Genomic DNA, 372 nt, shown 5'->3' with positions numbered 1-372 from the left:
GAGGTGCGTGGTTATAATCTGCACAGGAATGACTGTACACAATTTAAAACTCAAGATACACCGAGTAACCGTCACTTTGGCTATGCTAAATCGACAACAAACTTCCCCTCAGTACTTGCTGTGACCTTGATGTCGACAAGAACGCATTTAATATCCGATGCAGCGTTTGGCCCCATTACTCAAAGTGAAATTCATTATGCTCAACAGCTTGTTGGCTCAGCACCTGACTATTCATTGACGCTATTTGATAGAGGTTTCTTTTCGGCTGAACTATTTACGAGCTGGCAAGGCGTTAGCGAAAATCATCATTGGCTTACGCCCATCAAAAGCAAAATGCGCTATGAAATAACCGAGTGCTTTAGGGATTACGAC

At 43.0% G+C, this 372-nt stretch carries 1 protein-coding gene; it reads left to right on the top strand.

The window, feature by feature from the left end:
* Positions 1-372, top strand: a 372-nt coding sequence (locus CWC30_RS13245; protein ID WP_138627323.1) for a transposase, incomplete at both ends; no start/stop codon positions are given.

The sequence above is a fragment of the Pseudoalteromonas sp. S4741 genome (genome assembly GCF_005886135.1).
Classification (GTDB): Bacteria; Pseudomonadota; Gammaproteobacteria; order Enterobacterales; family Alteromonadaceae; genus Pseudoalteromonas; species Pseudoalteromonas tetraodonis.
This window is presented reverse-complemented; position numbering and strand designations above follow the sequence as displayed.